At 69.4% G+C, this 26,040-nt stretch carries 23 protein-coding genes and 5 tRNA genes; 17 read left to right on the forward strand and 11 right to left on the reverse strand.

Translation table 11 applies throughout. The features are described 5' to 3' along the window. Positions 1 to 462: calcium-binding protein (locus tag H0B54_RS19185; RefSeq protein WP_425490056.1), on the forward strand; the 462-nt coding region annotated here is incomplete at its 5' end. Positions 463 to 625: 163 nt separating this feature from the next. On the opposite strand, the gene H0B54_RS19190 is transcribed toward H0B54_RS19185, so the two are convergent. The 5 genes from H0B54_RS19190 to H0B54_RS19210 form a co-directional block, all read right to left on the reverse strand. Beyond that, a complete protein-coding gene (locus tag H0B54_RS19190) occupies positions 626 to 1,789 on the reverse strand; it encodes an acyl-CoA dehydrogenase family protein (protein ID WP_188261668.1) in 1,164 nt (387 codons plus the stop codon). 36 nt (positions 1,790 to 1,825) lie between these two features. Continuing rightward, positions 1,826 to 2,689, reverse strand: a complete 864-nt coding sequence (locus tag H0B54_RS19195) for an HpcH/HpaI aldolase/citrate lyase family protein (RefSeq protein WP_188261669.1) — start codon at positions 2,687 to 2,689, stop codon at positions 1,826 to 1,828. Positions 2,690 to 2,726: 37 nt separating this feature from the next. Further along, a complete protein-coding gene (locus H0B54_RS19200) occupies positions 2,727 to 3,572 on the reverse strand; it encodes an HTD2 family dehydratase (RefSeq protein ID WP_246472625.1) in 846 nt (281 codons plus the stop codon). Beyond that, positions 3,569 to 4,738: a CaiB/BaiF CoA transferase family protein gene (locus H0B54_RS19205; protein WP_188261670.1), complete on the reverse strand. Its 1,170-nt coding sequence runs from the start codon at positions 4,736 to 4,738 to the stop codon at positions 3,569 to 3,571. Before H0B54_RS19205 ends, H0B54_RS19200 begins: the two co-directional genes overlap by 4 nt. 126 nt (positions 4,739 to 4,864) lie before the next feature. Next, entirely contained in the window at positions 4,865 to 5,803 is a 939-nt protein-coding gene (locus H0B54_RS19210; protein WP_188261671.1) for a LysR family transcriptional regulator, read from the reverse strand. 327 nt (positions 5,804 to 6,130) lie between these two features. Here H0B54_RS19210 and paoA point away from each other — a divergent pair, with 327 nt between their 5' ends. The 6 genes from paoA to H0B54_RS19240 all read left to right on the forward strand — a co-directional run bounded on the left by paoA (position 6,131) and on the right by H0B54_RS19240 (position 13,254). Then, entirely contained in the window at positions 6,131 to 6,814 is a 684-nt protein-coding gene (gene paoA / locus H0B54_RS19215) for an aldehyde dehydrogenase iron-sulfur subunit PaoA (RefSeq protein ID WP_188261672.1), read from the forward strand. Next, on the forward strand, positions 6,811 to 7,788 hold the full coding sequence (locus H0B54_RS19220) for an FAD binding domain-containing protein (RefSeq protein WP_188261673.1): 978 nt from the start codon (positions 6,811 to 6,813) through the stop codon (positions 7,786 to 7,788). Before paoA ends, H0B54_RS19220 begins: the two co-directional genes overlap by 4 nt. Further along, the gene (gene paoC / locus H0B54_RS19225) at positions 7,785 to 9,977 is read left to right on the forward strand and encodes an aldehyde oxidoreductase molybdenum-binding subunit PaoC (protein ID WP_188261674.1); all 2,193 of its coding nucleotides are present in this window, start codon (positions 7,785 to 7,787) and stop codon (positions 9,975 to 9,977) included. Before H0B54_RS19220 ends, paoC begins: the two co-directional genes overlap by 4 nt. A gap of 238 nt (positions 9,978 to 10,215) precedes the next feature. After that, a complete protein-coding gene (locus H0B54_RS19230) occupies positions 10,216 to 11,007 on the forward strand; it encodes an HNH endonuclease family protein (protein WP_188261675.1) in 792 nt (263 codons plus the stop codon). Between the two features lie 145 nt (positions 11,008 to 11,152). Then, entirely contained in the window at positions 11,153 to 12,838 is a 1,686-nt protein-coding gene (locus H0B54_RS19235) for a GGDEF domain-containing protein (RefSeq protein ID WP_188261676.1), read from the forward strand. 155 nt (positions 12,839 to 12,993) lie between these two features. Beyond that, entirely contained in the window at positions 12,994 to 13,254 is a 261-nt protein-coding gene (locus H0B54_RS19240; RefSeq protein ID WP_094305106.1) for a hypothetical protein, read from the forward strand. Between the two features lie 17 nt (positions 13,255 to 13,271). On the opposite strand, the gene H0B54_RS19245 is transcribed toward H0B54_RS19240, so the two are convergent. The 3 genes from H0B54_RS19245 to H0B54_RS19255 all read right to left on the reverse strand — a co-directional run bounded on the left by H0B54_RS19245 (position 13,272) and on the right by H0B54_RS19255 (position 14,263). Further along, positions 13,272 to 13,487, reverse strand: a complete 216-nt coding sequence (locus H0B54_RS19245; protein ID WP_188261677.1) for a SlyX family protein — start codon at positions 13,485 to 13,487, stop codon at positions 13,272 to 13,274. A 96-nt stretch (positions 13,488 to 13,583) separates the two neighbouring features. Next, complete coding sequence (locus H0B54_RS19250) at positions 13,584 to 13,835, reverse strand: hypothetical protein (protein ID WP_094305104.1); 252 nt, start codon at positions 13,833 to 13,835, stop codon at positions 13,584 to 13,586. Continuing rightward, positions 13,835 to 14,263 (reverse strand): Fur family transcriptional regulator, encoded by a 429-nt coding sequence (locus tag H0B54_RS19255; RefSeq protein ID WP_035677391.1) that lies wholly within the window; start codon positions 14,261 to 14,263, stop codon positions 13,835 to 13,837. Before H0B54_RS19255 ends, H0B54_RS19250 begins: the two co-directional genes overlap by 1 nt. Positions 14,264 to 14,701: 438 nt before the next feature. Here H0B54_RS19255 and H0B54_RS19260 point away from each other — a divergent pair, with 438 nt between their 5' ends. From H0B54_RS19260 to H0B54_RS19275, 4 genes are all read left to right on the forward strand, one after another. Next, positions 14,702 to 15,883 (forward strand): GNAT family N-acetyltransferase, encoded by a 1,182-nt coding sequence (locus H0B54_RS19260; protein ID WP_246472626.1) that lies wholly within the window; start codon positions 14,702 to 14,704, stop codon positions 15,881 to 15,883. A 62-nt stretch (positions 15,884 to 15,945) separates the two neighbouring features. Continuing rightward, positions 15,946 to 17,151, forward strand: coding sequence for a carboxylate--amine ligase (locus H0B54_RS19265; RefSeq protein WP_188261679.1), 1,206 nt, complete (start codon positions 15,946 to 15,948; stop codon positions 17,149 to 17,151). A 13-nt stretch (positions 17,152 to 17,164) separates the two neighbouring features. After that, a complete protein-coding gene (locus H0B54_RS19270; protein ID WP_188261680.1) occupies positions 17,165 to 17,986 on the forward strand; it encodes a metallophosphoesterase family protein in 822 nt (273 codons plus the stop codon). Between the two features lie 335 nt (positions 17,987 to 18,321). Next, positions 18,322 to 20,025, forward strand: a complete 1,704-nt coding sequence (locus H0B54_RS19275; RefSeq protein WP_188261681.1) for a methyl-accepting chemotaxis protein — start codon at positions 18,322 to 18,324, stop codon at positions 20,023 to 20,025. A 183-nt stretch (positions 20,026 to 20,208) separates the two neighbouring features. On the opposite strand, the gene H0B54_RS19280 is transcribed toward H0B54_RS19275, so the two are convergent. Next, entirely contained in the window at positions 20,209 to 20,385 is a 177-nt protein-coding gene (locus H0B54_RS19280) for a YqaE/Pmp3 family membrane protein (RefSeq protein ID WP_014197684.1), read from the reverse strand. A gap of 53 nt (positions 20,386 to 20,438) precedes the next feature. Further along, complete coding sequence (locus tag H0B54_RS19285) at positions 20,439 to 23,228, reverse strand: carbohydrate-binding domain-containing protein (RefSeq protein WP_188261682.1); 2,790 nt, start codon at positions 23,226 to 23,228, stop codon at positions 20,439 to 20,441. A 236-nt stretch (positions 23,229 to 23,464) separates the two neighbouring features. Here H0B54_RS19285 and H0B54_RS19290 point away from each other — a divergent pair, with 236 nt between their 5' ends. Next, positions 23,465 to 23,938 carry an RT0821/Lpp0805 family surface protein gene (locus tag H0B54_RS19290; RefSeq protein WP_137141514.1) on the forward strand — a complete coding sequence of 158 codons (474 nt, stop codon included), beginning with the start codon at positions 23,465 to 23,467 and terminating at the stop codon, positions 23,936 to 23,938. On the opposite strand, the gene H0B54_RS19295 is transcribed toward H0B54_RS19290, so the two are convergent. Then, the gene (locus tag H0B54_RS19295; RefSeq protein ID WP_343068980.1) at positions 23,935 to 25,344 is read right to left on the reverse strand and encodes a class I SAM-dependent methyltransferase; all 1,410 of its coding nucleotides are present in this window, start codon (positions 25,342 to 25,344) and stop codon (positions 23,935 to 23,937) included. The genes H0B54_RS19290 and H0B54_RS19295 overlap by 4 nt on opposite strands. A 176-nt stretch (positions 25,345 to 25,520) precedes the next feature. Here H0B54_RS19295 and H0B54_RS19300 point away from each other — a divergent pair. From H0B54_RS19300 to H0B54_RS19320, 5 genes are all read left to right on the forward strand, one after another. Next, positions 25,521 to 25,595 (forward strand) — tRNA-Thr (locus H0B54_RS19300). 1 nt (position 25,596) lies between these two features. After that, positions 25,597 to 25,672 (forward strand) — tRNA-Ala (locus tag H0B54_RS19305). 99 nt (positions 25,673 to 25,771) lie between these two features. After that, a tRNA-Asp gene (locus tag H0B54_RS19310) sits at positions 25,772 to 25,848 on the forward strand. 34 nt (positions 25,849 to 25,882) lie between these two features. Continuing rightward, positions 25,883 to 25,957, forward strand: a tRNA-Val gene (locus H0B54_RS19315). Between the two features lies 1 nt (position 25,958). After that, a tRNA-Gln gene (locus H0B54_RS19320) sits at positions 25,959 to 26,032 on the forward strand. Positions 26,033 to 26,040: the final 8 nt, after the last annotated feature.

Consider the following 26,040-nt stretch of genomic DNA (forward strand, 5'->3'; position numbering starts at 1 on the left):
GACGACACGCTCAGCGGCGGGGCGGGCAACGACACGGCGCTGGGCGGGGCGGGGCGCGACCTGATCGGGCTGGGCGCGGGCCATGACCTAGCCACCGGCGGGGCGGGCAACGACACGCTGTTCGGCGAGGAGGGCGACGACACGCTGTTCGGCGGGGCGGGCGATGACGTGCTGCACGGCGGGGCGGGCAACGACCTTCTGTTCGCCGACGGCGGGGCGGACACGCTGTGGGGCGGGGCCGGGGTGGACGTCTTCGCCTTCGGGCGGGCCTCGGGCGGGTCGGTGGTGATGGACTTCGAGGTTGGGGTGGACCGCCTGGCCTTCCACGAGGCCGGCATCGACCTGGGCGCGGTGATCCGCTCGGCGCGGGTGGAGGGCGGCAACACCACGCTCGACGTCGGCGGGGGCAACCGCATCACCATCCTCGGCCAGACCGGCAACGCCGCCGCCTGGTTCGGCTGAGCGGCGTCGCAGCGCGCTCCGCAAACGAAAGGCGGGTGCCGGAACCTTCGGGCTCCGGCACACGCCTTTTTCTTTGCGGGCGGTGGGTCAGCTCAAACCCGGAGGCGGCTTTCAGGCCACCTCCGGCACCGCTGGGGAATTGAGCCCGGGAAGACCGGTCCGGTCAGTAGGACTTCGGCAGGTCCAGGACGTGCTCGGCGACGTAGGCCAGGATCAGGTTGGTGGAGACGGGGGCCACCTGATACAGCCGGGTCTCGCGGAACTTGCGCTCCACGTCATACTCGCTGGCGAAGCCGAAACCGCCATGGAACTGCAGGCAGGCGTTCGCCGCTTCCCACGACGCCTTGGCGGCGAGGTACTTCGCCATGTTGGCCTGGGCGCCGCAGGGCTCCCCGGCGTCGTAGAGGCGGCAGGCCTCGAAGCGCATCAGGTTGGCGGCCTCGACCTCGATGAAGCTCTCGGCGATGGGAAACTGCACGCCCTGGTTCTGGGCGATCGGGCGGCCGAACACCTGACGGTCGCGGGTGTAGTCGCAGACCTTGTCGACGAACCAATAGCCGTCGCCGATGCATTCCGCCGCGATCAGCACCCGCTCGGCGTTGAGGCCGGTCAGGATGTACTTGAAGCCCTGCCCTTCCTCGCCGATCAGGTTCTCCTCGGGGATTTCCAGATTGTCGAAGAACAGCTCGTTGGTCTCATGGTTGACCATGTTGCGGATGGGCCGGACGGTCATGCCGTTGGCCATCGCCTCCTTGATGTCGACAATGAAGATCGACATGCCTTCCGACTTCTTGCGCACCTGATCGAGCGGCGTGGTGCGGGCCAGCAGGATCATCAGGTCGGAATGCTGGACGCGGGAGATCCACACCTTCTGCCCGTTGATGACGTAGCGGTCTCCCTTCTTCTCCGCCCGGGTCTTGATGCGGGTGGTGTCGGTGCCGGTGGTCGGTTCGGTGACGCCCATCGACTGGAGGCGCAGTTCGCCCGCCGCGATCTTCGGCAGATAGCGGCGGCGCTGCTCCTCCGAGCCGTGCCGGATCAGCGTGTTCATGTTGTACATCTGGCCGTGGCAGGCGCCGGAATTGCCGCCCGAGCGGTTGATCTCCTCCATGATGACGGAGGCTTCGGTCAGGCCGAGGCCTGAACCGCCATACTCCTCCGGGATCAGGGCGGCCATCCAGCCCGCCTTGGTCAGCGCGTCCACGAATTCCTCGGGATAGCCGCGCTCCTCGTCGATGCGGCGGTGGTACTCGCTGGGGAATTCGGCGCAGAGAGCGCGCACGGCGTCGCGGATCTCGTCGAAGCCCTGACCGATGCTGGTCTTCATGTCTCGTCACCCTGCTTTTTTGATTGTTGCCGCGTTTCAGGCCGTGGCGGCGCTGCGCGCCAGGATGGCCTTCGCCCGCTCGGCGACGGGACGGTCGACCATGCGCCCGTCCACCGACACGGCGCCGCGCCCCGCCGCCTGGGCCTCGTCCCACGCCGCGACCACCCGCCCGGCCCAGGCCACGTCGGCGGCGGAGGGGGCGAAGACGTCGCGGACGACGGGCAGCTGGGCCGGATGGATGCACAGCGCGCCGGTCATTCCGATGGCCCGCGCCTGCGCCACCATGGCGCGGTAGGCGCCGAGGTCCCGGAACTCGGCCAGCGAGCCGGGCAGGCCGATCGCCGCGAGACCGCGGGCGGCGGCAGCCAGCGCGATCTGGCGGCACGGCAGGGCGAGCAGCGCCTCGGTCGGCTCCACCCCCAAAGTCAGGGCGAAATCCTCGCTGCCCAGCGCCAGGGCCGCCACGCGCGGGACGGCGGCGATCCCGGCCAGCCGCTCCAGCCCCAGCGGACTCTCGATGAGGGCGACGAGGCCGATGGCGCCCGGCGTCAGGCCGCGCTCCACCTCCCACTCCGCGATCATGGCGGAGAGGACGCGCAGCGCCCCGGCGTCCTCGGCCTTGGGCACCACCAGGGCGGCCACGCCGGGGCGCACGGCGGCCTCCAGATCGGCGACGGCGTCGCGCCAGCCGCTGTTGATCCGCACGAGGACCGGCACGCCCAGCCCGTGCAGCCGGTCGATCGGCACGGACAGCCCGCGCCGGGCCTCCGGCTTGCCGGCGGGCAGGACCGCGTCCTCGAGGTCGAGGATGAGGGCGTCCGCCCCGCGCTGGTGGGCCTTTTCCAGCAGCTTGGCGTTGTCGGCGGGGACGAAGAGATAGGATTGATACGGCAGGGACATCAGACGTTTCCTCCAACCGTGTCGCGATGCGCCGACGTCATGACCGTTCGGCGTCCAGCTCGGCGGACATGGCGACGAAGCCCTCGTGGTCGGTCACCCACAGCGTGGCGCCGGTGGCGGTCGGCGCACCGCACAGGGTCAGCGGATGGATGTCGAACAGGGGCCGCTTCGCCCGGAAGCGGAAGCCGGTCACCCGAGCGCCCGGATTCTCGCGCAGGAACAGGTCCATCAGCATGGTGGCGCTGAGCGGGCCGTGGAACACCAGCCCCGGATAGCCCTCGACGTCGCGGCAATAGTCGCGGTCGTAATGGATGCGGTGGCCGTTGAAGGTCAGGGCGGAGTAGCGGAACAGCAGCACCGGATCGGGCTGGATGCGCCGCTGCCACACCGCCTCGCCCGACGGGCGCTCGCCGGGGACGGGGGCGTCGCCGGGCTTGGCGGCCTCGCGGTAGACGATGTCGTGGAATTCGGTGATGGCGACGCCGGCGGCGGTGCTGATCTCGTGCCGGACCTTCACGAAGACCATCCGGCCCGAGCGGCCCTCCTTCGGGGTGACCTCCTCGATGGTCGAGCGGCGGGTGATCGCCTCGCCGCTGCGGATCGGCCGGTGGAAGGTCAGCGTGTCGCCGGCCCACATGCGGCGGGGCAGTTCCACCGGCGGCAGGAAGCCGCCCTTGTGCGGATGGCCGTCCTCGGCGATGTCGCGCTGCAGAGCCTTCGGCAGGAAATACAGCCAATGCCCCAGCGGCGGCACCTCGCCCGCCGGCCAGGGCGGATTGTCGTGGTCGAGCGTCGCGGCCAGTCCGGTCAGCGCCACCGGCGACGCGACGTCCTCGGCGCTTTCCGACCGGCCGATCCAGTCGCGCAGATGGTCCATGCTCATGCTCCCCCCTTATTGTTCGACGGTTTGACGCCGGACGGCGTCGGTTCGAAGACTTCACGCCGGACGGCATCGGTGTGCTGGCCCAGCGCCGGAACGGCGCCGGAGGCGTAGGGTCGGCCGCGCACCTGCACCGGCGGCGCCACCACGTCGACCGGTCCGCCCGGCGTCTCGGCGGTCACGCGGCGCAACTGCGCGTGGGTGGACAGGTCGGCCACCTCGTTCAGCGAGCCGAAGGCGGTGCGCGCGCGATTCAGCCGGCGCACCGCCTCGGCGTGGTCCATGGTCCGGAAGATGGCGGCGACGAGCGCGTCCAGCTCCGGCCGGTTGGCGACGCGGCGGTTGTTGGTCGAGAAGCGCTCGTCGGTCGCCAGCTCCGGCCGCAGCAGCACGTCGGCGCAGAAGGCGGCCCATTCGCGCTCGTTCTGGATCGACAGCACCACCTGCCGGCCGTCGGCCAGGGCGAAGGCGGAATAGGGGGCGATGCTCGGGTGCATCAGCCCGACCCGTCCCGGCGCCTTGCCGCCATGGTCGTGGTGCATCAGCGGCACCATCATCCACTCCGCCAGCGAATCGAACAGGGAGACGGCGACCGCCGACCCCTCGCCGCTGCGCTCGCGCTCCAGAAGCGCCTGGAGGATGCCGGTGTAGGCGTTCATGCCGCAGGCGATGTCGGCCACCGACACGCCGACGCGCCCCGGCTGGTCCGGCGATCCGGTGATGGAGGCCAGCCCGGTCTCGCTCTGCACCAGCAGGTCGTAGGCCTTCATGTCGCGGTAGGGGCCGTCGTCGCCGTAGCCGGAGATGTCGCAGGTGATCAGCCGGGGATGGCGCCGCCGCAGCGCGTCCGAACCGAAGCCGGCCCGCTCCGCCGCGCCCGGCGCCAGATTCTGCACGAAGACGTCGGCGCGGGCGATCAGCCGCTCCAGCAGCTCGGCGTCCTCGGGCGTCTTGATGTCGAGGACGACCGACTCCTTGCCGCGGTTGAGCCAGACGAAATAGGAGCTCTGCCCGTGGACCACGGCGTCGTAGCCGCGGGCGAAGTCGCCCTCCGGCCGTTCGATCTTGATCACCCGCGCCCCGGCGTCGGCGAGGCGCGACGTGCAGAGCGGTGCCGCCACCGCCTGCTCCAGAGAGACGACGAGCAGTCCCGACAGAGGTAAAGTCATTGTGCGAAGCCTCCGCTGTGGGCCAGGGCCGATCGTCCGTGGCCGCGATGGTAAACAGCCGGACCGGCCCCGATCCAATACAGATGGGGCATGCATCGCATAACGAAGCGCTATGAGATCGAACCGCTAGGACGCCGCCGCTTCCTCGTCCAGCAGAAGGGTGCCGGGCCAGTCGCCGCCGCCGACCAGATCGCGCACCACCCGCAGGAAGGTCTCGCGCACCGCCGCCGCGGCCTCGGTCACCGGGGCGCCGCGGGGCCGGCAGAGATGGACCGAGCGGCGCAGGGACGGCGCAACAATCAGCCGGGCGGAGACCTGGCCCGCCCGCCATTCCTCCATCACCGCCGAGATCGGCAGGACCGAATAGCCCACCCCCTTGGCGACCAGCGTCTTGATCTGGGGAAGCCCGTTGATCTCCACCACCACGGTGACGACCGTGCAGGTCTCGCGCGCCACCCGTTCGATGCGGTCGCGCAGATTGTGCGGGCGGCTCGGCAGGATCAGGTCCTTGCCGGCCAGCTCGTCGAAGGCGATGTCGCCGCCCTCGCCGCCCGGCGGCCCGATCAGGTAGAGATCCTCGCGCACCAGCGATTCGGCCAGCAGGGTGCGCGACCGCGTCACGTCATAGATGCAGCCGAAATCCAGCCGGTCGTCGTTCAGCCATTCCAGGATCGTCCCGCTGAAGGATTCGACCACCCGCAGCGACACCTGCGGCAGCTCGGCGCGGACCGCCTGCACCAGGGGAACCGCCGCCACCAGCGCCACCGACGAGGTGAAGCCGACGGTCACCAGCCCGCTCGGCGTGCCCGAGCAGTTCCGCACCTGCTCGGTCGCTTGGGCGACGTGGCGCAGGATGATCTCCGCATGCTCGTACAGCCGGGTGCCGGCGGCGGTCGGCTTGACCCCATGGACGCCGCGGGTCAGCAGCTTGACCCCGAGGCCCGCCTCCAGATTGCGGATGTTGTGGCTGAGGGCCGGTTGGGCGACGTTCAGCTTCTGAGCCGCGGCCGTGAAGGAGCCTTCATCGACGATGCCGATGAAATACCGCAACTGACGCAGATCCAACGCTCACCTTCCTTTGCTCGGCCCTTTGCCAGCGGGAGCGATGAGCCTCCCGCGCCGGCCAATCATGTCGGTGCGCCGCAAGCGGATCAAGGCGAGTGGATGAAAGAAGGCGGCGCAAAGGGCGCCGGGCAAACCCGGTTCAACCATCCGCAGGGCCGCTGCGTTCCATTGATCCGTTTCATAAGCTTTATCAGGGACCGGCGGGTAATCCCCGGATCGGCACGGCCTAGCTTCTCCCCATCCGCACAAGCGGATGAACCGTCCGCACGCCTGCGCCCTGTCCCACGGGGCCGCGAGCACAGCCAGGAAGGGAAGAGGAATTCAAACATGCACCATTCCGGCGACCTCGACATGACGCGGCGCGGCCTCCTGCTTGGGACCGCCGCCACCGCCGCGCTGACGGCGGCGCCGTTCCGGGCGCCGGCGCGGGCGGCAACCGTTGGAGAGACCGCCATGCCACCTCCCGCAACCGGAGCCGACGCACCGTCCCTGTCGCCCGTCCTGTCCAAGGTCACCTTCACCGTGAACGGGCAGCGCCGCGACCTTGAACTCGACACGCGGACGACGCTGCTCGACGCGCTGCGCGAGCATCTGCACCTCACCGGCACCAAGAAGGGCTGCGACCACGGCCAGTGCGGCGCCTGCACGGTCATCGTGGACGGGCAGCGGATCAACTCCTGCCTGACGCTCGCCGTGATGCACGAGGGCGGCGACGTCACCACCATTGAGGGGCTGGGCCTGCCCGGCAAGCTGCACCCCATGCAGGCGGCCTTCGTGGAGCATGACGGCTACCAGTGCGGCTACTGCACGCCGGGCCAGATCTGTTCGGCGGTGGCGATGCTGGACGAGATCAAGGCCGGCGTGCCCAGCCACGTCACCGCCGACCTCAACGCCGCGCCCCAGGCCACGGTCGATGAGTATCGGGAGCGGATGAGCGGCAACATCTGTCGCTGCGGCGCCTATTCCAACATCGTCGATGCGATCTCGGACGTCGCACGGAGGGAGGCATGAGACCCTTCACCTACGAGCGGGCGGACTCCCCCGCCGCCGCGGCCGCCGCGGTCGAGCGCCGGCCGGGCGCCAAGTTCATCGCGGGCGGCACCAACCTGCTCGACCTGATGAAGCTGGAGATCGAGACGCCGGCCCATCTGATCGACGTCAACGGGCTGAAGCTCGACACCGTGGAGGCGACGCCGGACGGCGGGCTGCGCATCGGCGCGCTGGTGCGCAACACGGCGCTGGCCGCCGACCAACGGGTGCGGCGCGATTACGGCGTGCTGTCGCGCGCCCTGCTCGCCGGGGCGTCGGGCCAGCTGCGCAACAAGGCGACGACGGCGGGCAACCTGCTCCAGCGCACGCGCTGCCCCTACTTCTACGACACCAACCAGCCCTGCAACAAACGCCAGCCCGGCAGCGGCTGCGCCGCCATCGGCGGCTACAGCCGGCAGCTCGCCGTGGTCGGGTCGAGCGACGCCTGCATCGCCACCCACCCCAGCGACATGGCCGTCGCCATGCGCGCGCTGGACGCCACGGTGGAGACGGTGCGGGCCGACGGGACGACGCGGACGATTCCCATCGCGGAATTCCACCGGCTGCCCGGCGACACGCCGCACATCGAAACGGCGCTGCTGCCCGGCGAACTCATCACCGCGGTGACGCTGCCCAAGCCGGTCGGCGGCACCCACGTCTACCGCAAGGTGCGCGACCGCGCGTCCTACGCCTTCGCGCTGGTCTCCGTCGCGGCGGTGGTGCAGCGCGACGGCGGCGGCCGGGTGGCGCTGGGCGGCGTGGCGCACAAGCCCTGGCGCGTCGAGGCCGCCGAGGCCGAGATGCCGCGCGGCGCCAAGGTGGTGACCGCCGGGCTGCTGGCCGATGCGAAGCCGACGCACGACAACGCATTCAAGCTGACCCTGGTCGAGCGGACGCTCGCCTCGGTGCTGGCCGAAGCGAAAGGCCAGGGAGAGCGAAAGGCTGAGACACCATGAAGTTCGACACTCCCGCGACCACCAACCCGATCGACCAGCTGAAGGTGGTGGGCAAGCCGACCGACCGCATCGACGGCCCGCTGAAGACGACGGGAAAAGCCACCTACGCCTATGAATGGCACGACGTGGCGCCGAACGTCGCCTATGGCTGGGTCATCGGCTCGGGCATCGCCAAGGGGCGCATCGCGTCCATGGACCTGGAGGCGGCGCGGAAGGCCCCCGGCGTCGTCGCCATCGTCACGGCGGAGAACGCCGGACCGCTCGACAAGAGCAAGCGCAACACCGCGACCCTGCTCGGCGGGCCGGAGATCGAGCATTACCAGCAGGCCGTCGCCCTGGTGGTGGCCGAGACCTTCGAGCAGGCCCGCACCGCGGCGGGGCTGGTGCGCATCGACTACACCCCCGCGGACGGCGCCTACGATCTGGCAGCGGTCAAGGACAAGGCGGAGAAGACCAAGGACGGCGATTCGGTGGTCGGCGATTTCGCGGGCGCCTTCGCGGCGGCTCCCGTGAAGCTCGACGAGACCTACACCACGCCGGACGAGAGCCACGCGATGATGGAGCCGCACGCGACCATCGCCGCCTGGGAGGGCGACCGGCTGACCGTCTGGACCTCCAACCAGATGATCGACTGGATGGTGACCGACCTGTCGGCGACGCTGAAGATGCCGAAGGACAAGGTGCGCGTCATCTCCCCCTTCATCGGCGGCGGCTTCGGCGGGAAGCTGTTCCTGCGCGCCGACGCGCTGCTGGCGGCACTCGGCGCGCGGGAGGCCGGGCGTCCGGTCAAGGTCGGACTGTCGCGGCCCCTGATGATGAACAACACCACGCACCGGCCCGCCACCATCCAGCGCGTCCGCATCGGCGCCACGCCGGACGGCACGATCACCGCCATCGCCCATGAAAGCTGGTCGGGCAACCTGCCCGGCGGCTCGGAGGAGACGGCGACCGACCAGACGCGGCTGCTCTACGCCGGGGCGAACCGCCTGATCGGCAACCGCATCGCCACGCTCGACCTGCCCGAAGGCAACGCCATGCGCGCGCCGGGCGAGGCATCGGGCATGATGGCGCTGGAGGTCGCGATGGACGAGATGGCGGAGAAGCTGGGCATGGACCCGGTGGAGTTCCGCATCCGCAACGACACCCAGACCGACCCCGCCGACCCCAACCGGCCCTTCTCGCAGCGCCAGCTCGTGCAGTGCCTGCGCCTGGGGGCGGAGCGGTTCGGCTGGGCGAAGCGCAACCCGAAGCCGGGTCAGGTGCGCGACGGGCGCTGGCTGGTCGGGCTGGGGATGGCGGCGGCCTTCCGCAACAACCTGCTGACGAAGTCGGCGGCGCGGGTGCGGCTCGACCAGCGCGGGATCGTCACGGTCGAGACCGACATGACCGACATCGGCACCGGCAGCTACACCATCATCGCCCAGACCGCGGCGGAGATGATGGGGGTCGGGCTGGACAAGGTGGCGGTGCGGCTCGGCGATTCAAGCTTCCCAGTGTCCGCCGGGTCGGGCGGCCAATGGGGCGCCAACAACGCCACCGCCGGGGTCTACGCCGCCTGCGTGAAGCTGCGCGAGGCGGTGGCCCAGCGGCTCGGGGTCAACTCCGCCGACGCCCGCTTCGCCGACGGGCAGGTCGTCGCCGGCAACCGCAAGGTCCCATTGGCCGAGGCGGCGGGCGCTGACGGCCTGTCCGCCGAGGACGGCATCGAATACGGCAACCTCGACAAGACGTACCAGCAATCGACCTTCGGCGCCCATTACGTGGAGGCCGCGGTGGATTCGGCGACCGGCGAGATCCGCGTGCGGCGGATGCTGGCGGTTTGTGCGGCGGGCCGCATCCTGAACCCGAAGTCGGCGCGCAGCCAGGTGATCGGCGCCATGACCATGGGCGTCGGCGCCGCTCTGATGGAGGAGCTGGCGCTCGACAAGCGCGCGGGCTTCTTCGTCAACCACGACCTCGCCGGCTACGAGGTGCCGGTCCACGCCGACATCCCGCACCAGGAGGTGATCTTCCTGGACGAGGCCGACCCGGTCTCCTCGCCGATGAAGGCGAAGGGAGTGGGCGAGTTGGGCCTGTGCGGGGTGGGTGCTGCGGTCGCCAACGCGGTCCACAACGCGACGGGCCTGCGGGTGCGCGAGTACCCGATCACGCTCGACAAGTTCCTGGACCGGCTGCCCGCCATGGGGTGAGAGGCGGTGGATTGAGGAGTGCCCGGCCGGGCTGAACGGTCGGCTCCGAAAGTCCTTCAGTCTTGTGCGGCAGGGTTTGGGGCAAGTCTCGGGCTCTGCCGCTTCATTTCCACACGCTCCATGACGGTCAACGGACCCCCACCCCCTCCAGAGCCGTTGCACCTGTTTCCCAAAGCGCCATAGAACACGCCCGCCACCATATCCACGTATGGCGCACATCAGGCTGAGGGAAGCAGGCATGGCACGACGGAGAGGCGGAGCACCGCGGGGGGGCCGGCAGGGCCGTCCCCTGACTCTGGGCGGGTTGATCGCCGTTCTGCTGGTGCTGGCCGCGGTCTATGCGGCGGAGCGCTTCCACCTCGTTCCGCCCGGCACGCTGGATTCCATTTTCGGCGAGGAGAAGACCCAGCGCCCCAATCCCAGGCCCATCCCCCGCCCGGTCCCGGACGCCAGCATCGACTACGCCACCGTCGCCGCCCAGCTCGACCGCATCCAGGTGACGGAGGAACGCCGCCGCGGCTATGTGCGGGACGAGTGGCCGCACTGGCTGACCCTCGACGCCAAGTGCCTGAACACGCGCGAGCAGGTGCTGATCCGCGACTCCGCGAAGCCGGCGAAGCTGTCGGCCAACGGCTGTTCCGTGCAGTCCGGCGTCTGGAACGACCCCTACACCGGTGAAACCTTCACCGAGCCGAAGCAGGTGGACATCGACCACCGCGTGCCGCTGGAGGAGGCCTACGCCAGCGGCGGCTACGACTGGCCGCGCGAGAAGCGCGCCGCCTACGCCAACGATTTGAGCGACCCGCTGACCCTCGTCACCGTCTCGGCGGCGGCCAACCGCGCCAAGGGATCGAAAGGGCCGGAGGATTGGCTGCCCCCGCGCGAGGAGTACATCTGCGCCTATGTGGCGGGCTGGATCGCCGTGAAAGCGCGCTGGGAGCTGACCATGGACGAGCGGGAACGCGTCACCGTCGGCAACATCCTGTCCGACTGCCGTCGCACCGCGGTGGGGGATCGGCCCGCCCGCTGACCCGCCATTCCAGCAAATTCATGCGCCGGTATGCGTGGCCACGCCCCGATGTCGCTTTTGAAACCTGGCCGAACTTGATAGAACCTTCGTAAGCGGTCTTCCTGACGGAACGGCGGCGGAGTGTTGATGGGAGCTGCCGGGCGTCATGGCGAGGGAACGCGGTCTGCGGACGACGGTGGCTCTGACCGGCGCCGTTCTGGTCGTTGGCGTCTCCGTCGTGCTGGCGGGATTGACCGGCCTGCGCTCCCGCGAACGGATCGAAGGCGAGATCGGGCACTCGCTCGCGGAGGCCGCCCACAACATGGCCGACCGGCTGGACCGCTCCATGTGGTCGCGCGCCAGCGAGATCGGCATGCTGGCCAAGCTCGGCATCACCCCCGCCATGGACGATCCGGTCCGGCTGCGCTGGCTGCTGGAGCAATTCCAGGAGTTCTTCCCGACCATGTCCTGGATGGGTGTGACCGACACCAAGGGCAAGGTGCTGGCCGCCACCGGGGGATTGCTGGAGGGCGTGGACATTTCCAAGCGTCCGGTCTTCCAGAACGGGCAGAAAACACAGTTCGTCGGTGACGTGCACGACGCGGTGATGCTGGCCTTCCTGCTGCCCAACCCGACGGGCGAGGCCATGAAGTTCGTCGACATCTCGACCCCCGTGCACAACGACCGGGGCGAGGTCGTCGGCGTGCTCGCCACGCATCTGAGCTGGGAATGGACGCGCGAGATCCGCCGTTCCCTGATGGACACCATGCGGGGCCGCGCGGAGCTGGAACTGATCGTGGTCGCGGCCGACCGCACGGTGCTGCTCGGCCCCCGCGAACTGCTCGGCACCAGCCTGGACATCAAGGCGGTGCGCAGCGCGCAGAAGAACGAGAGCGGCTGGATCGTCGAACGCTGGCCGGACGGGCAGCGCTACCTGACCGGCTACGCCTACGGCAACGGATACATGAATTATCCGGGCCTGGGCTGGAGCGTGGTCGCCCGCCAACCGCTGGCCGTCGCCTACGCCCCGGCCACCGCCCAGATGGTCGAGACGGTGCTGGCCGGCGGCGCCATGGTGCTGCTGTTCAGCGCGCTCGGCTGGATGGCCGCCGGGCGGGTCACGCGGCCGCTGCGCCGCATCGCGCAGGCGGCTGAGCGCATCCGCAGCGGCGAACGCGGGGCGGAAATGCCGGTGCTGGGCGGCAGCGCGGAGATCACCTCGCTGTCGGCGACGCTGCGCGATCTGGTGGACGGGCTGACCCACCGCGACGCCGCCCTGGTGCGGCTGGAGGACATCGCCTATCAGGACCGGCTGACCGGCCTGCCGAACCGCCGCTATTTCGAGCAGTATGTGGAGGCCACGACCGCCGGCAACGGCTCCGCCGCCTTCCTCTACATCGATCTGGACGGCTTCAAGCCGGTGAACGACCGGCTGGGCCACGACGCCGGCGACCTCGTGCTGCGTCAGGTGGGTGAGCGGCTGGCCGCCTGTTTCCGCGGCGACGACGTGGTGGCCCGGCTGGGGGGCGACGAGTTCGCGGCGGTGCTGCCACAGCGGGCCGGCGCCGAGCCGCCGGACCTGGACGGGCTGACCCGCCGCATCATCGAGGCGGTGAACGAGCCCGTCAGCGTCCAGGGCGAAGCGGTGCGGGTCGGCTGCTCGCTCGGCATCGCCCTGTGGCCGGAGGATTCGCCCGACGTGGCGGACACCCTGCGCCACGCCGATCAGGCGCTCTATCAGGCCAAGCGCGCCGGCCGCAACCGCGGCATCCGCTGGACGGCCGATCTGCCGCCCTCCCCCGGCGAAGGTCAGGGCATAGACGCGGAGGCGGTGAAGACCTCGGCGTCCTAGGCCCCGCGGCCAAGCCACCGCCAAGCGGGGAACCGCGTCCGGCGGGCGTCCGGCCAGCGGTGGGTAAGGCCGTTGCACGCTGGAGCCTTGCCCCGTTTCTGCCGTTTCATGTCCATCGGAGCACGACTCGGACGGCCATGGCGGGAGATTGGAAGATGAGCCTCGACACCAAGGGACAGCGTGCCCGCATGCTGCGTCTGCTCGCCGTCGTCGAGCATTACGAGCGCAACAGCGCGGCGGGCGCGCAATTGATGCGGGGCACGCGTTATGAGCTGGCCGTTCAGGCCACCGATGTGAACGGCGACCGCTGCCTGTTTCCCGCCTGCGGCTGCGCCCAGGCCGACTGCTCGCGCCAGCCGCCCGCCGGCCCGCAGTTCAGCTGGTGCGGCCCGCGCGGCGGCTGGAAGATGCGGTAGGCATCCGCAAGAGATGATCAGTAGTGGGGCGGGGGCGGCTCGTCCTGCGGCGCGCGGGGCACGCCGGATTCCAGCTCCGCCACCCGGTCGCGCAGGCGGCGGATCTGCGCCGTCATGAGATCGATGGTCCGCCCCTGCTCGAACAGGACGGCGGACATCTCCTCAGCCATGCGCTCGTGATGGGCGAGGCGGGATTCCAGCTCGGTCAGGCGGCTTTCGGCGTCGGCGTCCATGGATGGGAATGGCCCTGCGGTGTCGCGGTAGGGACAGAGCTTTAGAACCGCTCCGCCGGCCAAGGCAAGATCAATGCGCCGTCAATGCAGCCGGTATCAATGCAGCCGGCCCTGGGCGATCACCCAGCGCTCGACGATCTGAAGCGCCTGCGGCACGTCCAGTTCCGGATGATGCCAGCGCAGCACCACCGTTGCCGCCTCCAGCGCGTGGCGGTCTGGGCGCCCGCAATCGACCAGCTCGCGGTAGGTGCGCTCCACCACGGGGCGGCAGCCACAGACAGCGGCCTCGCAGGCGGCGAAGCGCTCCGCCGGATCGCGCTCCGGCCCGGTTCTCCGTTCCGCCGCCATCAGGCCGTCTCCGGGCCTTTGCGCTGGATGCGGCGCCCGAAGATCTCCAGCCGTTGCCCGATCATGTCGAAGCCGAGATGGCGGGCAATGCGGGTGACGGCGGCCTCCAGTTCCGGGTCCTGGAACTCCACCACCTCGCCGGTCTCGATGTCGATCAGGTGATGGTGGTGGTCGCCGCGCGCCTCCTCGTAGCGGGCGCGCCCATCGCCGAAATCATGGCGCTGGATGATCCCGATCTCCTCGAACAGCCGCATGGACCGGTAGACGGTCGCCAGACTGATCCCGGCGTCGATCGCCGCCGCGCGGCGGTAGACCTCCTCCACATCGGGATGATCGGCGGCTTCCGACAGGACGCGGGCGATGATCCGGCGCTGGCCGGTCATCTTCAACCCGCGCTCGGCGCAGGCGCGTTCCAGCCGCGACGGCAGGGCTTCTTCGGGCGTGGTCACGGGGCCGGTCCTTTCCGATGCCTAACCCATGGAATCAAGAGATGGAGAGGAAAGCCCAAAAGAACAACGGTCATCCGCAAGACCCCAACGAATGGCCGGGACGAACGGCCGGCCCCCGACCCATGGCATCGGGCGGAAGGACTTCCAGGGAGCAGATGGACATCCCCATCTCGCCGTCGCATCACCGCCCGATACCCCGGATGACCCGGACGGGTTCCCCCACCGGGACGCCGCAACCCACCTTCCGCCACAGCGTTTTTCGTCTTTGTCGTCCGTACATCATGCAGACGCCGGAACACAGGAAAGAGCGGATGAGGTCAAAGTTTTCGAGACGTCGATCCAATTCCATTCTTTATACGTAGACATTCGAAGCCGCCCCTTCATCAACATCCCCCAGGGAAGACCGAGCCCATGGACATGAGGACTCTTGTTGAGGACGACGGCGACACCATCGACATCAGTTTGCAGCCTTTAGAAAATCCCAGCAAACTTGAAGAGCTTTGGACCGATCTGGAGCAACGCGCCGACGGGTCCTTCTTCCTGAGCTGGCAGTGGATCGGCAACTGGGTGGCCTCCCTGCCCCGCGGCACGCGGCCCCACGCGCTGATGGCGCGGCGCGGCGGGCAGGTCGTCGGGCTGGCGCTCCTCTGTCCGCGCACGCAATGGCGCTTCGGTCTGCTGCGCACCCGCTGCTGGCTGCTGCACGAGACCGGAGAGCGGACCTTCGACCGGCTGTTCGTGGAGTACAACGGCATCCTCGCGGACCGGCGTTGCGCGGACGCGGTGCTGGCCGCCTGCTTCGACTGGCTGGGCCGCCGCCTGACCAATTGGGACGAGCTGGTGCTGGGCGGGCTGGAGCCGGAGGCGGAAGCGGCGGTGCGGCTCGCCGCGGCCCGGCAGGGCCACGCGCTGCAGGTTCGGGTGGCCGACAGCTGCCAGTGGGTCGATCTGGAGGGCGTGCGCCGGCAGGGGGCCGGCTACCTCGCCAGCCTCGGCAAGAACACCCGCGCCGCGGTGCGCCGGGCCATGAGGCTTTATGCGGAACGCGGCCCCCTGACCTACCGCGTCGCCGCGACGGCGGAGGAGGCGCTGGAGGACTTCCACGCCATGGAGGTCCTGCATCAGGCGAGCTGGAACGCCCGCGGCCAGTCCGGCGCCTTCTCCAACCCGTCCTTCCGTCCGTTCCACGAGCGGCTGATCGCCAGCGGCGTCCCGGCGGGGACGGTGCGGCTGTGCCGGGTCAGCGCCGGGGACGCGGTCATCGGTTATCTCTACAACTTCGTCCATCGCGGGCGGGTGATGAACTACCAGGGCGGTTTCGCCTATGAGGCCGACAACCGGCTGAAACCCGGTCTGGTCGCCCACGTCCTGGCCATCGAGGACACGCTGGCCCGCGGGGAGGACTGCTACGACTTCATGTCCACCCCGGCTGGACACAAGCCGCTGCTGTCCAACACGGAGCAGCCGATGAACTGGATCGCGCTCGGCCCCGACCGGCTGAGCCGCCAGATCGACACCCGCCTGCGCCGCGTCAAGGCCGGGCTGACCGACCGGATGAGGCGGCTGATCCGCAGCCCGCTTCCCCTGATGAACCGCTGACGCCTCTAGAGCCAACGCCGCAACCGCAGGGCCGCCGACGGGGCGGCTGGAGGATGCCGAGGATGAAGAACACCCCCGCCGCCAGTAAATCCACCGCCAGTTCCGCCTTGGCCTGCGTGATGGGCGACATGGACATGGTGCGCCCTCTGGGGCTGGCCGGGCTGCGCTGCGCCGTGGTCACCCATCCCGGCGCCAGCGCCCTGCATTCCCGCTTCACCAAGGACGCCATCCTCTGGGACGACCCGGCGCGCAACCCGGACGGGCTGGTCGAGGTGATGATGGCCTTCGCCAAGGGCCAGCCGGAAAAGCCGGTCCTCTATTTCCAGGACGACACCCAGCTCCTGCTCGTCTCGCGCAACCGCGACCGGCTGGCCGAGGGGTTCCGCTTCGCCATCGCCGACGCCGAGCTGGTCGAGGATCTGGTGGACAAGGGCCGCTTCCAGGCGTTGGCCGAGCGGCTGAACCTGCCCGTCCCGGCGACCCGCCGCCTCTCCCCGACCCGCGAGTCCGTACCCGACATGGTGGACCTGCGCTTCCCCCTGATCGTCAAGCCGCTGACCCGCCGCCGGGTGTGGGACGAGGCGGACGGCTTCGCCAAGGCCATCCAGGTCGATTCCGCCGAGGAGCTGCGCGCCCTGTGGCCGCGGCTGGCGGCGGTCGGGCTGGACCTGCTGGTGCAGGAGATGATCCCCGGCCCGGAAACCCGGATCGAGAGCTACCACGTCTATGTCGACGAGGGCGGCGGCGTGGCCGGGGAGTTCACGGGGGCCAAGATCCGCACCTATCCCCTCGCCTACGGCCACAGCACCGCCCTGACCATCACCGACGCGCCGGACGTCGCGGCGCTGGGCCGCTCGCTGACCGAACGGCTGGGCCTGCGCGGCGTCGCCAAGTTCGACTTCAAGCGCGCCCCGGACGGCGCGCTGCACCTGCTGGAGGTCAACCCGCGCTTCAACCTGTGGCACCATCTGGGGGCGGTGGCCGGGGTCAACCTGCCGGCGCTGGTCCACGCCGATCTCCTGGGCCTGCCGCGTCCGGCGGCGGGCAAGGCGCGGGCCGGGGCGCGCTGGTGCCACATCACCAAGGACCGGCTGGCGGCCCGGGACAGCGGCCTGTCGATGGCCGCGTGGCTGCTCTGGGTGCTGGGCTGCGAGGCCAAGGCCATCGCGCTCGACGACCCCATGCCCTTCCTGCACAACCAGCTCGCCCGTTTCCTGCCGTCGCGCGCCCCCCACGACGCGCCCGGCGGCGCGATGAAGGCCCAATGAGGGTGCCGCCGCGATGAGGATCGGCATCCTGTCGGACATCCACGCCAATCTTGAGGCGCTGGAGGCCACGTTGGCCGACATGGGCGGCGCGGGGGTGGAGCGCGTCGTCTGCCTGGGCGACGTGGTGGGCTACAACACCGACCCGTCGCCCTGCATCGCCCTGCTGCGCGAGGCCGGGGCGGTCTGCGTCGCCGGCAACCACGACCGCGCGGTGACCCGCCAGATCCCCACCGACGGCTTCAGCGTCCGCGCCATCCGGGCCATCGCCTGGACGCGCAAGCGCCTGCCGCCGGAGGACGTCGCGTGGCTGTCCGCCCTGCCGCTGAAGACCAGCGTCGGCGACCAGCTCGTCGCCGTTCACGGGGCGCTTCATGTGGATCGGGGCTGCGAGCTGGTCCGGCTGAACAGCGAGGACCGGATGCGGCGCACCGCCCAGGCCCTGCTCGCCCATCCCTCCGGCGCCCGCGTCGGCGCCTATGGGCACACGCACCGGCTCGGCATCCACGAATACCGCAACGGCGAGCTGTGGGAGCACGATCCCGACAGCGAGGTCGCCCTGCGCGGCGGTTCCTGCTACCTGCTCAACCCCGGCACGGTGGGGGAGCCGCGCACGGAGGAGCGGCGGGCGACCTGGATGCTGTTCGACACCGGCCGACGGACGGTGAGCGTGCGGCGGGTCGCCTACGACGACCGTGCGGCCTTCGAGAAGACGCGCCGGGCGGGGATCGAGCCGCGGCGCCTGCTGTCCATTCCGGCGCCGTTGCGCGCCGCCCTCCAGGGGGGGCTGCGGCGCATGGGGATTTACGAGATGGTGCGGCGGGTCATCAACTCGTGACCCGTTTCCTCATTGAACCGTCGCCAGCATCAGCAGCGACGCGCCGAGCGGCAACAGGGCGAGCAACAGCTTGAGCATGGGTCCGGCCATCGGGGTCTCGTAAGGGGGCTTCAAACGCGCGCGACTTTAGCCGGACGGCGGGCGGTTTTCTGTGACAAATCGCACAACCCAGCCATCCCATCCCGCGTCCTAAAAAATTTTCTTTTTGATCCAATCTCTCGGAAAATCCGTATCAACTGTTTGGTGCTATCGTCGGTTCCGCCGCAGGATGGGCTATCGGCAACCGGCGGCATCCAACGAGTCTTCGACGACACGGACCGGCGGGAGTGTGGACAATGAATTGGTTCCGAAACGCCAAGGTCGGCATCCGGCTGATGCTGAGCTTCTCCAGCATCCTGGTGCTGATGGTCGCCCTGGCGGCCATCGCCATCTACAAAGTCAACAGCATCAACGACAGCCTTTCGACCATCAACGACGTCAACAACGTCAAGCAGCGCTACGCCATCAACTTCCGCGGCAGCGTGCATGACCGGGCGATCAGCCTGCGCGACGTCACGCTCCTGTCCGACGCCGCGGCGCTGAAGGCCGAGCTTGCCACCATCGACCGGCTGGCCGCCGACTACGCGCGCTCGGCCGAGCAGATGGACCGCATGTTCGCCGTCGGCACCCACATCACCGCCAAGGAACGGGAAATCCTCGCCTCCATCAAGCAGACGGAGGCCAAGACCCTGCCGCTGGCCCGCGGCGTCATCGAGGCGCGCCAGGCCGGCGACACCGACCGCGCCGTCAAGATCCTGGTCGAGCAGGCCCGCCCCGGTTTCACCGAGTGGCTGGCCCGAATCAACGCCTTCATCGACCTCCAGGAAGCCGAGAGCCAGGCGGTGGCGAAGCACGCCCGGACGGTGTCCGAGAGCTTCCAAGTCCTCATGATCTCGCTGTGCGCGGTGACCGTCCTGCTCGGCGCGGGGCTTGCCTGGTGGTCGATCCTGACGGTGCGGCCGCTGCGCCGCTTGACCGACACGACGCTGAAGCTGGCCGAGGGCGACCTGGCCATCGAAGTGCCGCAGGCAACCAGCCGCGATGAGGTCGGCGAGATCATCCGCGCCGTGCAGGTCTTCAAGGACAACATGGTCCGCGCCCGCCGCATGGAGTCGGAGAAGGAAGAAACGGAACGGCGCGCCGAGGCCGAGAAGCGGGAAGCGATGAACGGGCTGGCCGACCAGTTCGAGCGCAGCGTCGGCTCCATCGTCGAGCTGGTGTCCCACGCCGCCGCCGAGCTGGAGGGCGCCGCCCAGACGCTGAACGCCACCATGGAGCGTGCCAACGATCAGGCCGGCACCGTCGCCGCCGCCGCGACCCAGGCGACGGCCAACGTGGAATCGGTGGCCGCGGCCTGCGGAGAGTTGGCCGGGTCGGTCAGCAGCATCGGCCAGCAGGTCCGCCAGTCCGCCGACATCGCCAACCGCGCCGTCCGCAACGCCGAGGACACCCAGGCGACGGCGGAAGGTCTGGTCAGCACGTCGCAGAAGATCGGGGAGGTGGTGCAGCTCATCAACTCGATCGCCCAGCAGACCAACCTGCTGGCGCTCAACGCGACCATTGAGGCGGCGCGCGCCGGCGAGGCCGGCAAGGGCTTCGCGGTGGTGGCGAGCGAGGTGAAGAATCTCGCCAACCAGACCGCCAAGGCGACGGAGGACATCACCGCCCAGATCGCCGGGGTCCAGGACGTGACCCTGCGCACCGTGCAGTCGATCCGGGAGATCGCCCAGGTCATCGGGGAGAGCAGCCAGATCGCCGACGACATCGCCCAGGCGGTGGAGCAGCAGGGCATCGCCACCCAGGAGATCGCCCGCAACGTCCAGCAGGCCTCGGCGGGCACGGCGGAGGTGTCGGGCGCCATCGTGCAAGTCAGCGGCGCCGCCTCGCAGGGCGGGACCGCCGCGGGCCGCGTGCTGGGCAGCGCGCAGGAGCTGAGCCGGTCCGCCGCCCGCCTGCGGACGGAGGTCAGCGGCTTCCTCGCGAAGGTCCGCGCCGCTTAATCAGGCGATTTATCCCCTCTCCCCCCTGGGGAGAGGGTGCCCGCGGCAGCGGGCGGGTGAGGGTAAATGCGAGGATCAAACCCTGATCCTTGCCGGTACCCTCACCCTTCCCGCGCGTTGCGCGGGCCCCTTCCCTCTCCCGGGGCGGGAGAGGGAGCATGATGCGATTGTCTTGTCAGGACCTCACGCCGGATAGCGGTCCTTGTACTTCACGATGACGTACAGCGCGTGGATCATGCCCGGAATGTAGCCGAGCAGGGTCAGCAGCACGTTGATCCAGAACTGGGCGCCAAACCCCACCTGGAGGAAGACGCCGACGGGCGGCAGCAGAAGCGCCAGGATGATGCGTATGATGTCCATGCCGCGATAACGCTCCCGCCCCGCCCCCGGTTCCATCCGACCTTCGGTGATCCTCAGCCCAGCAGGCCGATCTGGTCGAAGGGCAGAGGGTCGAACCCGTGCTGGTACACGGCGGAGCCCGCCACCGGCGCGAAGTTGTCGTGGGCGGCGTCGGTGAATTGCGGGTCGAAGGTGAAGGACCCCTTGTCGTAACCGGCGGCCTGCCACTGCGCCAGCGTGCCGGTGGCGCCGTTCGCCATCACCTGCGGCCAGACCTGGAACAGCGCCTCGTTGGGGTCGAGGTCGGCGTAGAAGTTGCCGGTGAAGGTCCCCGCCGTCTTCGGTCCGTCAAGGGCCACCGCGCGTCCGTCGCCGGCGTCCACGATGTTCTGGGTGATGGTGTTGTTCGCCATCGGCGTGCCCTTCCAGCCGCCCCAGCCGACGCTCTGCTGCAGGCCGATCTGGGTGCCCAGATTGTCGGCCAGGATGTTGTCGGTGACCGTGTTGTTCCAGCCGCCGTGCAGGAAGATGCCGCCGACGTTGTCGTGGACGACGTTGCCCTTCACCGTGGTGCCGCTGGTCCAGTCGTCCAGATAGATGCCCCAGCTCACCAGCTTCGTCGGGTCGAGGAAGGTGGGGGAGACCTTGCCGTCCCAGGTCACGTTGCCGAAGGCGGTGGTGCCCGACACCTCGTTGTAGGCCACGGTGTGACCGGCCAGATCCTGCTGGCGGTTGATCAGGTAGATGCCGCCGCCGTCGCTGGTTTCCTGGTTGGCGCCGACGATCTTGTTGTGGGTGATCGTCGCCCGGTAGGTGGCGTCGCCCGAGGCCTGGACGGAGCCCACCGCGATGGCCTTGCCCGGCGTGTCCTCGATCTGGTTGTGGGTGATGGCGACGTCGTTGCTGCCGTTCACCCACAGCGCGTCGCCGCCGTGGTCGACGGCGCTGGCGTGCTGGATCAGGTTGTCCGACACCTTGGTGAAGTTGGACCCCGCCTTGACGTAGACGGCCTCGCGCCCGGTCTCGGCGAAATGGTTGCCGGAGACGGTGCTGTTGGCGCTGCCCTCCACCGTGATGCCGTAGCCGGTGTTGGTGACGGTGTTGTTCTTGAAGGTCAGGCCGGCGGCGTTGTTGGCGTAGACGGCGTGGCCGTCCGGCGCGCCGTCGGTCAGGGTCAGCCCCTCGATCGTCACGTTCTTCGCACCACCCAGCCCGATCAGCACGGGAAGCTGCGCCGCGACCACCTTGTGCCCGGCGACCGCCCCGCCTTCCGGCTTGAACAGGACCTGGTTGGACGCCTTGTCGAAGAACCACTCCCGCGCGGCGTCGAGCTGGTCCTTGCCGTTGAACAGGTAGAAGCGGCTGCCGGCGCCGAGCGCGTCGTAGGTGCTCTGGGCCAGCGTGATGGTGTTGCTGCCGTAGTCGATGCTCTTCACCGGCACGGTCATGTTGTCGTAGCCGTGCTGGCTGAAGACGCTGACCATCAGCCCGTCCGTGCTCGAATAGGTCGGGATCGCCCCGGCCTTGAAGCCGAACTGGGTGGAGGCGTTGGCCCCGGCCTTGGTGGCGATCAGCCAGCCGCCGTCGATGGGATGGCTGGGGTCGGCGTTGGGCGTGCGGGCCACCGTCTGGCGGTCGCCGTCCATCGACAGGTCGAGCACCGCCTTGGACCCGCCGGGAAGCTGCGCGCTGTAGAGGCCGTTGCCGCGCGACACCCAGTTCTCCACCAGCGAGCCGCCATGGAAGACCGGCTTCTCGCTGCCGTAGGCGGCGAAGCGGACGCCGCTGTCCTGGCCGTCCAGCCAGAGCATGTCCTTCATGTAGTAGTCGCCGCCGCGGACGTAGGTCACGTCGATGTTCGGGTCGGCGCGCATGGCGTCGCGGGCGGCGGTCAGCGTCGCCTTCGGCCCGTCGGTGCCGTCCGCGTTGGGGGCGGCCAGCTTGCCGGACCAGCTGTCCTTGCCGTTGGTCGCCACGAAGATCGCCGGCCCGGTCGGGGCGGGGGACGGCGTGGGATTCGGAGCGGGAGTCGGGGTCGGCGTGGCCGTGCCGGTGGCGAAGAAGCTCTTGTCGGCGTCCACCACCAGCGTGCCGTTCCACCACATCCCCGACTGGCCCTTCACCGCGTCCTTCCCGTCGAGGGCACCCTTGTCGTAGGTGACGATGCTGTCGGTGGCGGCGACGGACTTGCCGTTGATCGTGACCTTGTTGACGATCAGCGAGCGGTCCTGCCCGTTCACCACGGCGTCGTTGTCATACTGGATCTGCACCTTGTGCGCCTGATCCGGTGCCACGTTGGCGGTGAAGCTGTAGTCCTTGGCCGCGGTGCCGACCGTGCCCTCCCCCACCTTTTTGCCGTCGACCAGCAGGTTGAAATGCGCGTTGGTGCCGCCCGCCGCGATGCCCTGCGCGTTCACCACGAAGGTGGAGGTTCCGGCGACCGGCGCCACCGGGGCGGGGAAGTCGGCGGCCGGGGTGTCCACCACCAGCGTGCCGTTCCACCACATCCCCGACTGGCCCTTGATCACGTCCTTCCCATCGAGCGCGCCCTTGTCGTAGGTGACGTTGGCGTCGGTCGGCTTGTGGGTCTTGCCGTTGATGGTGACCCCGCTGACGATCAGCGAGCGGTCCTGGCCGTTCACCACGGCGTCGTTGTCGTATTGGATCTGCACCTTGTGCGCCTGCGCCGCGGTGACCGGCACCGTGAAGCTGTAGGCGGCCGGGCTGCTGGCGTTGACGGTTGCCTGGCCCACCTCGACGCCGTCGATCAACAGGCGGAAATGCGGCCAGATGCCTCCGGCGGACTGCCCATAGGCACTCACGACAATCTTGGCGTCGGTCTTGCCCGTGGTGGTCGAAGCCATTGGATGGTTCCCTCGCTCTTATGCTCAACGGACGCGAGCATGGCGGGGCGGGCCAGACATTTGTGCGCCATTTTGATAACAGGCGAGGGCCACCGGCTCCGTGCTTCTATCCGCCGCCGCCTATTACGGGAGAGGCGGTTGAACGGGAGTCATACGCACCAAAGCGCAGGCTCCCCCGGATTAAAGCGAAGCCTTACGTGTTGATGGCTTATACGGAACCAAGAGGCAGAGACCCCATGAAGAAGATCGCTGTTACCGCCTTTGTCGCCCTGTCGCTTGCCGCCTGCCAGAGCGGCGGAAGCGGCATCGGGACCAAGCAGACGGTCGGCGCGCTCGGCGGCGCGGCGGCCGGCGGCGTGATCGGTTCGCAGTTCGGCGGCGGCACCGGCAAGCTCATCACCACCGGTGTGGGCACGCTGCTCGGCGCCTATCTCGGCAGCGAGCTTGGCCAGTCGCTCGACCGCGCGGACGAAGGCTACGCCCAGCGCGCCGCCACCCAGGCCTATTCGGCGCCGATGGGCTCGACCATCCAGTGGAACAACCCGGAATCGGGCAACCGCGGCACCATCACCCCGATCCGCGACGGCCGCGACAACTCCGGTAACTACTGCCGCGAGTACCAGCAGACCGTCTATGTCGGCGGCAAGGCCGAGCGGGCCAACGGCACCGCCTGCCAGCAGCCGGACGGCAGCTGGCGCATCGTCTCCTAACTCGGGCACGCTTCCGCCCCGGGCGTCGTTTCCCCCCCAGAACCGGGGCGGCGGCCCGGGGGGGGGGCCCCACACGACGCAGGGGGCGCCAGCAGCCGGATCGCCACCTGCTTGGTGTGCGGGCTGACGGCGATGATCTCCCAGGCCGCACCGGACTCGGCCGCGTATTCCAGGAAGGCGCGATATTCGTCCTCGCGCCACGTCCGGTTCCCGATGAACTCGTCGAAGACCAGCACCGTTCCCGCCCGGAAGCGCGGCGCCAGGGCGGTCAGCACCGTCCGCGCCGACGAGTAGATGTCGCTGTCCACATTGACGAAGCGCACCGCGCCGTCATGGGCCGCCAGGAAGGGCGGCAGCGTGTCCTCGAACCATCCCGCATGCAGCACCGCGTTGTCCCGCACCGGCGGCAGCCGCCTGCCCGTGCTGAGCACACCGCGCGGCGCGTTCACCCAGCCCTCCGGCAACCCCTCGAACGAATCGAAGCCGTGCACGGTCTGCCCGGCCGCATCGGCGATCTGGTTCAGCGAGGTGCCGCGGCGCACGCCGAACTCCAGCACCAGACCGGGCACCTCCGCCCGCTCCAGCCCGAAACGCAGCAGCTCCGCCCCCACGCCGAACAGCCGCATGTCCGGAGCGAGATGCGGGCGAATCGCCGTCACCGCCTCCACCAGGGCCAAGCGCTTCGGCTGACCGGCCAGCTTCTCGCCATACAGCGCCTCGGCCTCCGCGTCGCGGCCCATCAGCAGCAGGTAGGCGCACAGGAAGCCCCAGTATTTTCCCGCCGCCCCTGGACATTCCGCGGCCCGGCGCAGGCGGCGCAGCGCGTCCTCCACACCGTTCAGGCCGAGTGCTGCGGCGTGGCTGCCGAACCACGCGGCGGCGTGCTCCGGATCGTCGGCCAGCCGCTCGTCGAAAACGGCCAGCGCGCCCGCGGCGTCGCCAAGATGGGCGAGGCTGACCGCCCGCTCATAGAGGATGTCCGCCGACCGGTTCCCGGCGGCCAGCGCCTCCCCGGTCACCCGCAGCGCCTCCTCATAGAGGGCGTCGCGGCGGTAGGCGCCGGCCAGCGCCTCGCGGAGGCCGGGGAAAGCGGGATCGGCCGCGGCGACCCGCTCCAGCCAGCGCACCGCCAGGAGGCGGTCCCCGCCGGCCAGCACGGCCTGGGCCAGATGATGGAGGGTCTCCGCATGCGCCGGCTCGCGCGCCAGGGCGCGGCGCAGCGCGGCGGTGGCCGCCGCGGCGTCGCGCCGGCCGAGAGCGGCCATGCCGGTCAGCCGGTCGCGCTCGGCCCGGTCGCGCTCGGCGGTGCCGCCGGACTCCGGCGCGGTGTCCCGCAGCAGGCGCACCGCCTGCCGGTAATGCCGCGCCGCGATCAGGCGGCGCGCCTCGGTCAGAACCTCATCCACGGGGAAAACCTGTCGGTCGGGCATGGTCGAATGGGGCACAGATGCCCAACGTCGGCGGCGGGATGCAAGCGCCGCCTGCGGCCCTCGCTGGGGTGAAAAGAAAGAAATGCCCCCTTCGATATTTTTCCCTTTGACAGGGGGCCGCCTGGATTGCTATTCACCCGCTCCCGCCGGATGCTGCCGTAGCTCAGTGGTAGAGCACTCCCTTGGTAAGGGAGAGGTCGAGAGTTCAATCCTCTCTGGCAGCACCATGGGGCCGTAGCTCAGATGGGAGAGCGCCTCGTTCGCAATGAGGAGGTCAGGGGTTCGATCCCCCTCGGCTCCACCAACTTCTTCGGCGGTTGGTTGGTTGACTTGAGTAAGTAGAGTAAGGTTGAATTTAGTGCTTGCTTCGGCGGTCTTTGTTCTTTAGAAGGTCGCCAAGGACGCGGGTGTAGCTCAGTTGGTTAGAGCGCCGGCCTGTCACGCCGGAGGCCGCGGGTTCAAGTCCCGTCACTCGCGCCACTTTCTTGTGGTTAGGTTAGGTATCTCGCGGTTTGGTCCTGTAGCTCAGCGGGAGAGCACTACGTTGACATCGTAGGGGTCACTGGTTCAATCCCAGTCGGGACCACCATTGGGGGATCGTCTAGCGGTAGGACTCCAGACTCTGACTCTGGCTACCTAGGTTCGAATCCTAGTCCCCCAACCACTTTCCTC

This window comes from Azospirillum tabaci (genome assembly GCF_014596085.1).
GTDB lineage: Bacteria > Pseudomonadota > Alphaproteobacteria > Azospirillales > Azospirillaceae > Azospirillum > Azospirillum tabaci.

Bases quoted from the DNA above. Each gene is read 5' to 3' on its own strand.
- H0B54_RS19190 (WP_188261668.1), bottom strand. From the start codon at position 1,789: ATGAAGACCAGCATCGGTCAGGGCTTCGACGAGATCCGCGACGCCGTG.
- H0B54_RS19195 (WP_188261669.1), bottom strand. From the start codon at position 2,689: ATGTCCCTGCCGTATCAATCCTATCTCTTCGTCCCCGCCGACAACGCC.
- H0B54_RS19200 (WP_246472625.1), bottom strand. From the start codon at position 3,572: ATGAGCATGGACCATCTGCGCGACTGGATCGGCCGGTCGGAAAGCGCC.
- H0B54_RS19205 (WP_188261670.1), bottom strand. From the start codon at position 4,738: ATGACTTTACCTCTGTCGGGACTGCTCGTCGTCTCTCTGGAGCAGGCG.
- paoA (WP_188261672.1), top strand. From the start codon at position 6,131: ATGCACCATTCCGGCGACCTCGACATGACGCGGCGCGGCCTCCTGCTT.
- H0B54_RS19220 (WP_188261673.1), top strand. From the start codon at position 6,811: ATGAGACCCTTCACCTACGAGCGGGCGGACTCCCCCGCCGCCGCGGCC.
- paoC (WP_188261674.1), top strand. From the start codon at position 7,785: ATGAAGTTCGACACTCCCGCGACCACCAACCCGATCGACCAGCTGAAG.
- H0B54_RS19230 (WP_188261675.1), top strand. From the start codon at position 10,216: ATGGCACGACGGAGAGGCGGAGCACCGCGGGGGGGCCGGCAGGGCCGT.
- H0B54_RS19235 (WP_188261676.1), top strand. From the start codon at position 11,153: ATGGCGAGGGAACGCGGTCTGCGGACGACGGTGGCTCTGACCGGCGCC.
- H0B54_RS19240 (WP_094305106.1), top strand. From the start codon at position 12,994: ATGAGCCTCGACACCAAGGGACAGCGTGCCCGCATGCTGCGTCTGCTC.
- H0B54_RS19245 (WP_188261677.1), bottom strand. From the start codon at position 13,487: ATGGACGCCGACGCCGAAAGCCGCCTGACCGAGCTGGAATCCCGCCTC.
- H0B54_RS19250 (WP_094305104.1), bottom strand. From the start codon at position 13,835: ATGGCGGCGGAACGGAGAACCGGGCCGGAGCGCGATCCGGCGGAGCGC.
- H0B54_RS19260 (WP_246472626.1), top strand. From the start codon at position 14,702: ATGAGGACTCTTGTTGAGGACGACGGCGACACCATCGACATCAGTTTG.
- H0B54_RS19265 (WP_188261679.1), top strand. From the start codon at position 15,946: ATGAAGAACACCCCCGCCGCCAGTAAATCCACCGCCAGTTCCGCCTTG.
- H0B54_RS19270 (WP_188261680.1), top strand. From the start codon at position 17,165: ATGAGGATCGGCATCCTGTCGGACATCCACGCCAATCTTGAGGCGCTG.
- H0B54_RS19275 (WP_188261681.1), top strand. From the start codon at position 18,322: ATGAATTGGTTCCGAAACGCCAAGGTCGGCATCCGGCTGATGCTGAGC.
- H0B54_RS19280 (WP_014197684.1), bottom strand. From the start codon at position 20,385: ATGGACATCATACGCATCATCCTGGCGCTTCTGCTGCCGCCCGTCGGC.
- H0B54_RS19285 (WP_188261682.1), bottom strand. From the start codon at position 23,228: ATGGCTTCGACCACCACGGGCAAGACCGACGCCAAGATTGTCGTGAGT.
- H0B54_RS19290 (WP_137141514.1), top strand. From the start codon at position 23,465: ATGAAGAAGATCGCTGTTACCGCCTTTGTCGCCCTGTCGCTTGCCGCC.